Origin of the sequence: Kitasatospora sp. NPDC057512, from assembly GCF_042802135.1 — a bacterium.
Taxonomy (GTDB): Bacteria; Actinomycetota; Actinomycetes; order Streptomycetales; family Streptomycetaceae; genus Kitasatospora.
Genome location: NZ_JBHVET010000214.1, coordinates 1 through 11,575, shown reverse-complemented (window position 1 = coordinate 11,575; position 11,575 = coordinate 1). Strand labels below are relative to the sequence as shown.

9 protein-coding genes are annotated in these 11,575 nt (G+C 72.4%); 2 read left to right on the top strand and 7 right to left on the bottom strand.

Annotation, left to right across the window (positions count from 1 at the left end; all coding sequences use genetic code 11):
* Positions 1-23: 23 nt before the first annotated feature.
* On the bottom strand, positions 24-1,865 hold the full coding sequence (locus ACFU6K_RS16545; protein ID WP_380663651.1) for a phosphatidylglycerol lysyltransferase domain-containing protein: 1,842 nt from the start codon (positions 1,863-1,865) through the stop codon (positions 24-26).
* A gap of 377 nt (positions 1,866-2,242) precedes the next feature.
* Here ACFU6K_RS16545 and ACFU6K_RS16540 point away from each other — a divergent pair, with 377 nt between their 5' ends.
* Together ACFU6K_RS16540 and ACFU6K_RS16535 are read left to right on the top strand one after the other, a co-directional pair.
* On the top strand, positions 2,243-3,397 hold the full coding sequence (locus ACFU6K_RS16540) for an alpha/beta hydrolase (protein ID WP_380663650.1): 1,155 nt from the start codon (positions 2,243-2,245) through the stop codon (positions 3,395-3,397).
* 124 nt (positions 3,398-3,521) lie between these two features.
* Positions 3,522-4,310, top strand: a complete 789-nt coding sequence (locus ACFU6K_RS16535) for a ferritin-like domain-containing protein (protein ID WP_380663648.1) — start codon at positions 3,522-3,524, stop codon at positions 4,308-4,310.
* Positions 4,311-4,340: 30 nt separating this feature from the next.
* Here ACFU6K_RS16535 and folE read toward each other — a convergent pair whose 3' ends face one another.
* The 6 genes from folE to dacB all read right to left on the bottom strand — a co-directional run.
* Positions 4,341-4,946, bottom strand: coding sequence for a GTP cyclohydrolase I FolE (folE, locus tag ACFU6K_RS16530; protein ID WP_049654054.1), 606 nt, complete (start codon positions 4,944-4,946; stop codon positions 4,341-4,343).
* A gap of 107 nt (positions 4,947-5,053) precedes the next feature.
* Positions 5,054-7,108, bottom strand: a complete 2,055-nt coding sequence (ftsH, locus tag ACFU6K_RS16525) for an ATP-dependent zinc metalloprotease FtsH (RefSeq protein WP_380663647.1) — start codon at positions 7,106-7,108, stop codon at positions 5,054-5,056.
* Between the two features lie 229 nt (positions 7,109-7,337).
* A complete protein-coding gene (gene hpt, locus ACFU6K_RS16520; protein WP_049654051.1) occupies positions 7,338-7,892 on the bottom strand; it encodes a hypoxanthine phosphoribosyltransferase in 555 nt (184 codons plus the stop codon).
* A gap of 71 nt (positions 7,893-7,963) precedes the next feature.
* Entirely contained in the window at positions 7,964-9,091 is a 1,128-nt protein-coding gene (tilS, locus tag ACFU6K_RS16515) for a tRNA lysidine(34) synthetase TilS (RefSeq protein ID WP_380663645.1), read from the bottom strand.
* 284 nt (positions 9,092-9,375) lie between these two features.
* Positions 9,376-10,548 carry a zinc-dependent metalloprotease gene (locus ACFU6K_RS16510; protein ID WP_049659916.1) on the bottom strand — a complete coding sequence of 391 codons (1,173 nt, stop codon included), beginning with the start codon at positions 10,546-10,548 and terminating at the stop codon, positions 9,376-9,378.
* Positions 10,549-10,762: 214 nt separating this feature from the next.
* Positions 10,763-11,575 (bottom strand): D-alanyl-D-alanine carboxypeptidase/D-alanyl-D-alanine-endopeptidase (gene dacB / locus ACFU6K_RS16505; protein WP_380663643.1); only part of this gene is annotated, 813 nt, incomplete at its 5' end.

The following is an 11,575-nucleotide window of genomic DNA, read 5'->3' as shown; positions in this document are numbered from 1 at the left end:
GCCCCGCAGGGCCGCGACGGGCCTCAGGCGGCCTCGGTGACCTCGCGGGTCGACGGGACCGGCATCAGCCCCTCGCGCTGGCGCCGGCGGCCGAAACGCGGCATGCCGAGCGTGATGAAGGCCTCCGCCTGCATCGCGGCGAAGCCGATCCGCGGCAGGTCCCGGGTGCTCGGGAAGACCAGGAAGCGCGGCTCCCACTCGGGCTGGAACTTGGCGTTGAACTTGTACAGCGACTCGATCTGGAACCAGCGCGACAGGAAGACCAGCAGCCCCCGCCAGGCGCGCAGCACCGGGCCGGCGCCGATCCGCTCGCCGCGGGCCAGCGCCGAGCGGAACATCGCGAAGTTGAGCGACACCCGGCGCACGCCCATCGCGGGCACCGCCTGCAGCGCGGCGACGATCAGCAGCTCGTTCAGGCCCGGGTCGGCGGCGCGGTCGCGGCGCATCAGCTCCAGCGAGATGCCGTCCGGCCCCCAGGGCACGAAGTGCAGCACGGCCTTCAGGTCGTCGCCCTCCTCGCCCTCCTCGGGGGCCTTGTGGGCGGTGACCACCACGCAGTCGTCGTCCAGCGGGTCGCCGAAGCGGCCGAGGGCCATCGAGAAGCCGCGCTCGGTGTCGGTGCCGCGCCAGCGGGCGGCGGCGTCGGCGATCCGGTACTTCTCCTCCACGGTGAGCTCGGAGACCCGGCGCACCTGGCAGGAGTAGCCGTTGCGCTCGATCCGCTTGACCATCTGGCGCACGTTGCGCATGGCCCGGCCGGAGAGCGAGAAGGACGCGGTGTCCACGATCGCCTCGTCGCCCAGCTCCAGCGCGTCCAGGCCCGCCTCGCGGGTCCAGACCTCGCCGCCGACCTCGCTGCACCCCATCACGGCCGGCACCCAGGCGTGCTCGCGGGCCTCGGCCATGAACACCTTGATCGCGCCCGGCCAGGCCTCGACGTCGCCGACCGGGTCGCCGGAGGCCAGCATCACGCCGGAGACCACCCGGTAGGAGATCGCGGCCTTGCCGGTGGGCGAGAACAGCACGCTCTTGTCGCGGCGCAGCGCGAAGTAGCCGAGCGAGTCGCGCTCGCCGTGCCGCTTGAGCAGCTCGCGGACCTTCTCCTCGTCCTCCGCGGTCAGCTCGGGCTTCGGCTTGCCCGGGCGCAGCGCCAGGTACGCGGTGGTGAAGGCGGTCAGCAGGCCGAGCCCGCCGAGCAGGTAGGCGACCAGGTCGGACATCCGGACGTTGTTGTACCGGACCGGGCCCTCGAAGCCGAACAGTCCGTACCCGACGTGCTGCAGGCGCTCGGTCAGGCCCGGGTGGCCGATCTCGTACTTCGTCCGGGTGCTCACGATCAGCAGGCCGAGCAGCACGCTGAGGACGCCCATGACGACCAGGTTGACCACCGCCCGCCAGCGGGTGCGCGGGTCGGCCTTGGCGTAGAACTCGCGCTGGTGGACCAGCATCACGGCGAGGACCACCAGCGAGACGACCGCCGGGCCGATCTGGTGCCAGCGCACGATGTGCAGCGCGGCGCTGACCGGCAGCAGCACGCAGACCGCCCGCCAGGCCCGCCGCTTGCGCCGGCGCAGCGCGTGCGCCAGCGGCACCAGCAGGATGCCGACCATCAGCGCGCCGACCGCCGCCAGGCTGGTGGTGCCGCCCGGCAGCTGCCCCGCGAAGGTGTGCACCTTCGTGTGCCGGAGCCTGGGGAACACCGCGCTGGCGATGTCCACGAGCCCGATCAGCAGACAGGCGTAGCCGACCGCTCCGGGGAGCCAGGCCCTCGGGACGGCGGACGCCTGGTTGCGCAGCGTCTGCAGGCCGCGGCGACGGCGCGGCGGCTGCTCGGGGCTCGGCTCAACGGACACGGGAACGCTCATGGAAGCTCAGCGTAGAGGCTGCGGTGCGGTGTCCGGTCACTCCGGGGGAGGACGCGTGATGGACCTTCATGCCTATTCCTTCATCAGGCAATGCGCATACCAAGGACCCGGAAACGGTCGGTAAACCGGGGCCGTGGTCGCGCTGCGGGTTGAGCCGGCGGTGGGAGCCGGGGGCCCGCCGCAGCGCGGCGCGACGGGACCCTCCGGGACGCGTTACGTACGGTGGACGCCGCATTCTAGGGCGCCGGTTGCCTCCGGCTCTCCCCGCCCTACCAGCCCGCCCGGGCATCCGGACAGCCTAGCCACGGTGGCCCGGCCTGACGGACCGCCAGACGATGAAGCCTGCACCGACAGTGTCCCACCGGAAGGCCGACGGCATGGAACTGACCAGCGACGCGCTGGTGAACTCGCTTCTCGCACTCGGCGCCGCGGCGGTCGTCACGACCCTGTGGCTCTGGCCGCGGCTGGCGCCGCAGCGTCCGCTGCCGGTGCTCGGCCGGATCGGGTTGCTGACGGTCGTTCAAGCCTCGGTCCTGGCCGTGCTCGCGCTGTCGGTGAACAACTCCTTCGGGTTCTACACCTCCTGGGACGACCTGCTCAGCCCGGGCGGCGCCAAGCTCGCGCTGACCAGCAACGAGAACCACAGGGGCGGCACCCCGGTCTCCGACGCGCTGGTCCAGCCCAGCGCCGAGGGCGGCCTGGAGACCATCACCAACCTGCCGAAGGGCCCGCCCGAGGAGGTCGGCAAGGTCGAGTCGGTCCGGGTGAGCGGCAAGGAGACGGGCTTCTCCGACCAGATGTTCGTCTACCTGCCGCCCGCGTACTTCGACCCGAAGCTCACCCTGGTCCGCTTCCCCGTCCTGCTGGCCATCGCCGGCTACCCGGGCACCACCCTGAACCTGCTGCACGAGCTGCCCCTCGCCCAGACCGCGATCGAGCTGCAGCGCTCCGGCAGGATGCCGCCGACCGTCCTGGTGATGGCCCGCCCGGCGGTCGTCCCGTCCCGGGACACCGAGTGCGTGGACGTCCCCGGCGGGCCGCGCACCGAGACCTGGTTCGTCAAGGACGTCCCCGAGGCCGTCCTCAGCACCTACCGGGTCGGCCGCACGGCCGGCTCCTGGGGCACCCTCGGCTACTCCACCGGCGGCAGCTGCGCGCTGCGGCTGGCGATGCGCTTCCCGAACGTCTACGGCAGCGCGGCGAGCCTGCACGGCGACTTCACCGTGCGCCAGGACAACTACACCGGCGGCGACCTCTTCAACGGCGACAAGGCACTGGCCCAGCAGCACGACCTCGGCTGGCGGCTGCAGAACCTGCCGGCCCCGGCGCTCAACCTGCTGGCGGTCTCCACCCGCACGGAGGGGGACTACCCGCAGACCGTCCAGTTCGTCGACCTCGCCACCAAGGCCGCGGCGACCAACCCCCAGTTCAAGATCGACTCGCTCTACCTGGACGACGGCGGGCACAACTTCGACAGCTGGACCAGGGAGCTGCCGGCCACCCTCGAATGGCTGGGCTCGCACCTCGGCTAGGACGCGGCTAGGACAGGTGAGTGACTACCCGCCGGTCGGCCCGGACGGCCGGCGGCCCGGGGGAACGTATCGCGACCGCCCGTCGGCCCCCGCCGGGCGCCCCCGGACCCGCGCAGGAGGCACTGTGCTGAGCACCCGCTCGCTCTTCGACGAGATCTACCGCAACGACCAGGCGTACCAGCTGTTCTGCAGCATCGCGGCCGGCGGCGAGGACCAGGGCGGCTGGGAGAACGAGCGGATCGCCGCCCTCACCCGGGACCCGGTCCTCGCCCCGAAGGTCGCCCGGCACGGTGCCGACGAGCGCAAGCACGGCCGGATCTTCGCCCAGCTGCTGCACCGGCGCGGCCTGCCCAAGGTGCCCGTGCCCGACGAGACCGACTACTGCATGCTGCTGGAGCGCCAGGGCATCGGCCTCTCGCACGAGCGGCTGAACAGCGACGTCCCGCTGACCGACCGCGAGCTCATCACCTACCTCGCGCACAGCCGGGTCACCGAGCAGCGCGCCGCCGAGCAGATGCGGCAGCTGGTCAAGGCGTACGGGGACAACCCCGCCCTCGGCCGGGCGATGCGGATGATCTCCGCCGACGAGGACGACCACCTCGCCTACTGCCACGAGGAGCTGCTGCGGCTGGTCTCCCAGGGCCACGGCCCGTACGTCCGGCACGCCCTGGAGACCAGCGCCCGGGGCGAGGTCCGCACCTACCGGGACGTCGGCCTCGCCGTCACCGCCCGGATGGCCCGGATCCTGCGCTGGCCGCGCTGGCAGCTCGTCCTGATCACCCTCGGGGTGCGCGCGCTCCACCTGTACGACCGCGCCTACGGCTGGCGCCGGATGGTCACGCTGCGGATGCCCGAGCGCCGCAACGCGCTGGGCACCCCGGCTCCGCCGCACGCGGAGCACGAGGTGCCCTGAGCCCGGGCCGTCGGACGGCCGACCGGTGCCCTATCGACCGATGATGAGGCTCATCGCCTCGGCCCGGGTGGCCGGGTCGCGCAGCTGGCCGCGCACGCAGGAGGTGATGGTCTTGGCGCCGGGCTTGCGGATGCCGCGCATCGACATGCACATGTGCTCGCACTCGACCACGACGATCGCCCCGCGCGGCTCCAGGATCCGCATCAGCGCGTCGGCGACCTGGCTGGTCAGCCGCTCCTGCACCTGCGGCCGGCGGGCGTAGACGTCGACCAGCCGGGCGAGCTTGGACAGCCCGGTGATCTTGCCGCTGGTGGACGGGATGTACCCGACGTGGGCCACGCCGCGGAACGGCACCAGGTGGTGCTCGCAGACCGAGGTCAGCTCGATGTCCTTGACCAGCACCATCTCGTCGTGGCCGAGGTCGAAGGTGGTGGTGAGGACGTCCTCGGGCTCCTGCCACAGGCCCGCGAATATCTCCTTGTAGGCGCGCGCCACCCGGGCCGGGGTCTCCAGCAGGCCCTCGCGGTCCGGGTCCTCCCCGACGGCGAGGAGCAGCTCGCGGATGGCGTTCTCGGCCCGCTTCTGGTCGAAGGTACCGACGGCGGGCGGACCGTCGAAGGTCACCGGGTCGATCATGCGGGCCTCGCTTATGTATCGGAAGACTGTGGCTGAACAGCACGGATGCCGCGCCTCCAGGGTACAAACCCTGGTGACGCGGCATCCATTCCCTGCTGAGCGGGGGGTCAGCCCTCGGTCGGCGGCTCGGTGGCCGGCAGCGGCGGGAGCTTCACGACGTCCACCGGAGCGGCCTCGCCGGAGGCGGCGCCGTTGGTGAGCGCCAGCTCCTTCGGGGACTGCACCGGAGGCCGGGTGGACGGCGTGCGACGGGCGGAGCCCGTCCAGGCCGGCCGGGCCGGGCGCTTGACGATCGGGGCGAAGACCTCGGCGATCTGCTCCTTGTTCAGGGTCTCCTTCTCCAGGAGCTCCAGGACCAGGTTGTCGAGCACGTCGCGGTTCTCGACCAGGATCTCCCAGGCCTCGTTGTGCGCCGTGTCGATGAGCTTCTTGACCTCTTCGTCGACCAGCCCGGCGACCTCTTCCGAGTAGTCGCGCTGGTGGCCCATCTCGCGGCCCAGGAACGGCTCCGAGTTGTCCGAGCCGAACTTGATCGCGCCGAGGCGCTCGGTCATGCCGTACTGGGTGACCATGGCCCGGGCCGTCGCGGTGGCCTTCTCGATGTCGTTCGAGGCACCGGTGGTCGGGTCGTGGAAGACCAGCTCCTCCGCCGCGCGCCCGCCCATCATGTAGGCGAGCTGGTCGAGCATCTCGTTGCGGGTGGTGGAGTACTTGTCCTCGTCCGGCAGCACCATGGTGTAGCCGAGGGCCCGGCCGCGGGACAGGATGGTGATCTTGTGCACCGGGTCGCTGTACTGGCAAGCCGCCGCGACCAGGGCGTGGCCGCCCTCGTGGTACGCGGTGATCTTCTTCTCCCGGTCGGACATGATCCGCGTGCGCTTCTGCGGACCGGCCACGACGCGGTCGATCGCCTCGTCCAGGATGCCGTTGTCGATCAGCTTCTTGTCCGAGCGGGCGGTCAGCAGCGCCGCCTCGTTGAGGACGTTCGACAGGTCGGCACCGGTGAAGCCGGGGGTGCGCTTGGCGACGGCCGAGAGGTCGACGTCGGGCGCGATCGGCTTGCCCTTCTGGTGCACCTTGAGGATGTCCAGCCGGCCCTGGAGGTCGGGGCGCTCCACCGCGATCTGGCGGTCGAAGCGGCCCGGGCGCAGCAGCGCCGGGTCCAGGATGTCGGGGCGGTTGGTCGCGGCGATCAGGATCACGCCGCCCTTGACGTCGAAGCCGTCCATCTCGACCAGCAGCTGGTTGAGGGTCTGCTCGCGCTCGTCGTGGCCGCCGCCGAGGCCCGCGCCGCGGTGCCGGCCGACGGCGTCGATCTCGTCGACGAAGACGATCGCCGGGGCGTTCGCCTTGGCCTGCTCGAAGAGGTCGCGGACGCGGCTGGCACCGACACCGACGAACATCTCGACGAAGTCCGAGCCGGAGATGGAGTAGAACGGCACCCCGGCCTCGCCCGCGACGGCGCGGGCCAGCAGGGTCTTGCCGGTACCGGGCGGGCCGTAGAGCAGCACGCCCTTGGGGATCTTGGCGCCGACGGCCTGGAACTTGGCCGGCTCCTGGAGGAACTCCTTGATCTCGTGGAGCTCCTCGACCGCCTCGTCCGCGCCGGCGACGTCGGCGAAGGTGGTCTTCGGGGTGTCCTTGGTGAGCAGCTTGGCCTTGGACTTACCGAACTGCATGACCCGGGAGCCGCCGCCCTGCATCTGGTTCATCAGGAACAGGAAGACCAGGACGATGATCACGATCGGGAGCATCGACAGCAGCAGGCTGACGAAGGTGCTCTGCTTCTCCGGGCTGATCGTGTAGCCCTCGGCGAGCGTGCTCGAGTCCTTGTCGTTGACCTGGGCCTGGAGCTTGTCGGCGATGGCGACACCCTGGTCGCCGATGTAAGAGGCCTGGAACTTGGTACCGGACGGGGTCTTGCCCGTTCCGGCACTGGGCAGCGTGGCGCCGTCCTTCAGCTGGATCTTGATCGTGTTCGAGTCACCGGTGGTGATCTGCGCCGACTTGACGTTGTGCGCGTCGATCGCCGCGACGACCTGACCGGTGTCCACCGTCTTGTAGCCGTTGGAGTCCGAAACGACCTGCATCAGCACGATGACGGCGAGGACGGCCAGCACGATCCACATGATCGGCGCACGGAAGTATCGCTTGACGTCCATCCATGCGGGGCGTTGCCGCCCCGTCCCTCCTGCCACTCAACGGCGCCGGGGGGCTGTTGGGCCGCGGCGCAATCCGATTGGTGCTCATGTGAAGAGCGGTTTATTGGACCGTACCGCAGTCGGACCCACCCATGGCGGGAGCACGGCGAGACGGCTGTGGTTCTTTGTCCCCGGGGGTCCAACGGGCGGGAACGGCCTACTGTTCCCGCCCGTAACCCGAACGGGGCCGTCAGCCGCCGTAGACGTGCGGGGCGAGGGTCCCGATGAAGGGGAGGTTGCGCAGCTTCTCCGCGTAGTCCAGGCCGTAGCCGACCACGAACTCGTTGGGGATGTCGAAGCCGACGTACTTCACGTCGATCTCGACCTTGGCGGCGTCCGGCTTGCGGAGCAGCGCGCAGACCTCCAGCGAGGCCGGACCGCGCGAGCCCAGGTTGCCGAGCAGCCAGGACAGCGTCAGACCGGAGTCGATGATGTCCTCGACGATCAGGACGTCACGGCCGGCGATGTCGGTGTCCAGGTCCTTCAGGATCCGCACCACACCGGAGGACTTGGTGCCCATCCCGTACGAGGAGACGGCCATCCAGTCCATGGTGACCTGCGAGTGCAGGGTCCGGGCCAGGTCGGCCATGACCATCACGGCCCCCTTGAGGACGCCGACGATCAGCAGGTCCTTGCCTGCGTAGTCCCGGTCGATGCGCTCGGCCAGCTCCAGGAGCTTGGCGTCGATCTCGTCCTTGCTGATGAGCACCTTCGCGAGGTCAGCGCCCATGTCGTTCTGGTCCACCGGGGATACGTCCTCAAACGTTCGGGGTCTGTGTGGCCGGCGGTCGGCTCCCCCGGGGCATGCCTCGCCCGTCAGTCGCCCTGCCGCCGAAAGACCAGCGTGCCACACCTGCGGGTGGCCTCGACGCCCCCGGGTAGGTGCAGCGGGCCCTGTCCGCGCCATCCGGTGACCAGCAGGTCGATCGTCTCCAGGTGCCGGGCGAACAGGTCCCCGGCCGGACAGCCCGCCCGCAGCGCGGCCCGGCGCAGCACCCGGCGGCGCACCGCGGGCGGCAGTTCGGCCAGCTTCACGGCGTCCAGGGCGCCGTCGCCCGTACGGAGGTCGCGTTCGGCCAGTGAGGCCCACTGGTCGAGGGCGTCGGCGTCGTCGCGGAACAGCCGGGCGGTGCGGGCCAGCGCCTCGACCACCCCGCCGCCCAGGTGCTTCTCCAGGACCGGCAGCACCTCGTGGCGGACCCGGGAGCGGGTGTAGGCGGGATCACAGTTGTGCGGGTCGTCCCAGACCGGGATCGACTGGGCGGCGCAGGCCTGCCGGGTGGCCGCCCGGTCCAGCTCCAGCAGCGGGCGGCGGTAGCGGCCCTTCTGGGCGGGCATCCCGGCCAGCGAGCGGGAGCCGGAGCCGCGGGCCAGGCCCAGCAGCACGGTCTCGGCCTGGTCGTCCCTGGTGTGGCCGAGCAGCACCGCGATCGCGCCGTGGCGGTCGGCGGCCGCGTCCAGGGCGGCGTAGCGGGCGTCCCGGGCGGCGGCCTCCGGGCCCCCGGCGCGGCCGACCCGCACCGGGACCGCCTCCACCGGGTCGAGGCCGAGGCTGCGCAGCCGGTCGGCCACCTGGGCGGCGCGCTCGGCGGATCCCGCCTGGAGGCCGTGGTCGACGGTGACGGCACCGACCCGCAGACCGATCTTGGGGGCTTCGAAGGCGGCGGCGATGGCCAGCGCCATCGAGTCGGCGCCGCCGCTGACCGCGACCAGGACCAGCGGCGAGCCGGGCGCGGCCGGGGTGCGGGGCAGCCCGGAGGGGTGGCGCGCGGCGTTGCCGATCAGGGTGGTGCCGACCGCGGCACCCACCAGCGGCGCCCCGGCCGGGCGCTCCCGGGGCCGGCGCACGGGCGCGGTGAAGGTGGAACCGGCCTCGGCGGCGAGGTCGGTGAGCGTACGGCGAACGGCCAGGCGTATCGCGGCGACGGCGGGGTGAGGACCCACGGCGGACGACTCCTCGACGGAGGGGGGACAGGACGTGCGGCGGACGCGGCGGGGACCGCGCACCCGCATGAGCACCCGGTTACCGGGCGCTCACAGATGGTGGCAGATAGTGGCCACCCACTACGCCACCCGCGCCCCCGGCAGGTCGACCGTCCCACGTTCGGGTGAATGAAGAAACGCTTCTTCACTCGTCGTCGGCCTGATTGGACCACTCGTACGAGCGGGTTTGACCGGCGCGCGCCGCTTGCCGTCCGGCCTACGGCGCGCCCGCGCCACGGTCGCGCTCAGCGGGCCACCCGGGCCACCCAGGCGGCCGGATCGTGGATCTCGTCCTTGGTGGGCAGGGTGTTCGGGGAGGTCCACACCCGGTTGAACCCCTCCATGCCGACCTGCTCCACCACCCCGCGCACGAACACCGCGCCGTCCTGGTACTGGCGCAGCTTCGCGTCCATGCCGAGCAGTCGACGCAGCAGCAGGTCGAGCCGGTTGGCGCCGCGGTCCCGGCGCTGCTGGAACTTCTCCCGGATCTCGGCGACCGTCGGCACCACGGCCGGCCCGACGCCGTCCATCACCACGTCCGCGTGGCCCTCCAGCAGCGACATCACGGCCGTCAGCCGGCCGAGGATCTCGCGCTGCGCGGGCGACTGGACGATCTCCAGCAGGTTCCCGGAGGAGGCGCCCTCCCGACTGCCGCCACCCGGCAGACCGCCGAGCGAACCCGCCGCGTCCCGCAGCCGCTCCAGCAGGGCGCCCGGGTCGACGTCCGTCTCGGCGAGGAAGGACTGCACCTCGGACTGGATGTGGTCGCGCAGCCACGGCACCGCGGTGAACTGCGTCCGGTGCGTCTCCTCGTGCAGGCAGACCCAGAGCCGGAAGTCGGACGGGTCGACGTCCAGTTCCCGCTCGACGTGCACGATGTTCGGCGCCACCAGCAGCAGCCGGCCCGGCCCGGGGCCCTCCGGCCCCAGCCGCGGCTTGTCGAACAGCGCGGCCGGGCTGTCCGGCGCCTCCAGCGGGGGCTCGGCCGGGGCGAAGGTCTCGTACTGGCCCAGCACCTTGGTGGACAGGAACGCCAGCAGCGCCCCGACCTCGATCCCGGTCGCCTTCTCGCCCACCGCTCCGAACACCCCGGCCGCCGTGCTGTTCGCCCGACGCGCCTGGAGCTTCTCCACCAGCGGCTGGACGACCGTGCGGAAGCCCGCCACGTTGGCCCGGATCCACCCCGGACGGTCCACCACCAGCACCGGCGTCGCCGCGGCCTGGGACAGGCTCGACGAACGCATGCCGGTGAACGCCCGCACGTGCTCCTCCGCCTCCAGGGCGTGCCGGCGCAGCTCGGCGACCACCGCCGCCGCTTCCTCCCGGCTCACTTCCGGACCCGGCCGCACCAACCTGGTCGCGGTTGCGACCGCGAGGTTCCAGTCGACCATGTCAGCACCGCCACTCGCGCTCGTCATGCCCTCACCGTACGTGCTCCCCACCACCAACGGCAGCCACCCGCCGCGAACACCTCTCCCCAACGGGCCCCGGCCCCACCGGTCTCCGGCCGCGACCGGGAGCCGGCGGGGACCCGGGGCGCGTCCGACGGTGGGCGGCGGGCAGGCGCGCGGCGTCGCGGTGCGCGCGCCCGCCGAAGGGCCGGGGCCGTCGGAGAGCGACGGCGGCGCCGGGTCAGTGGCAGCCGCAGGTGGTGAGGCGGGCGGCGACGCGGTCCATGGCGGCGCGGGCGGTGTCGGCGGGGGCGGCGGTACGGGTCATGACGGCGAAGGCGAGCAGGCGGCCGTCGGCGTCGACGACGGTGCCCGCGAGGGTGTTGACGCCGCTGAGGGTGCCGGTCTTGGCGCGGATCAGGCCGGCCGCTTCGGCGGCGCCGGACCCGGAGCCGTAGCGCTTGTTGAGGGTCCCGGTGAAACCGGCGACCGGGAGGCCGGTGAGCACCGGGCGCAGGGCGGGGTGCTGCTCGGAGGCGGCCAGCGCGAGGAGTCGGACCAGGACGGCGGGCGGGATCGCGTTGCCCGGGTGCAGGCCGCTGCCGTCGTTGAGGACCACGGTGCCCATCGGCACGCCGAGCCGGGTGAGCTCCTGGGTGACGGCGGCCGCGGCGCCCTCGAAGCTCGCGGGCTGGCGGGCGGCGATGGCGACCTGACGGGCGATCGCCTCGGCGAGCTGGTTGTCGGAGGTGGTCAGCAGGCGCTCGACCAGCCGGGCGACGGTCGGCGAGAAGACGTCGCCGAGGGGCGCCGTGCCGGTGGAGGTCGGGGCGGGCGCGGCGGCGGCCGGGCCGGCCTTGCCCGTCACGGTGATGCCGCGGGCCCGGAGCAGCGCGGCGAAGGCCTCGGCGGCCGCGGCCGCCGGGTCGGCGACCCGGTCCGGCGCGTCCTCCCGGCTCTTCGGGTCCACCTTGGCCTCGTCCGCCATCAGCGGGACCACCAGGGCGATGTTCTGGGCGTCGTGGTTCTTGTGCTGCGGGCCGCCCGCGTACAT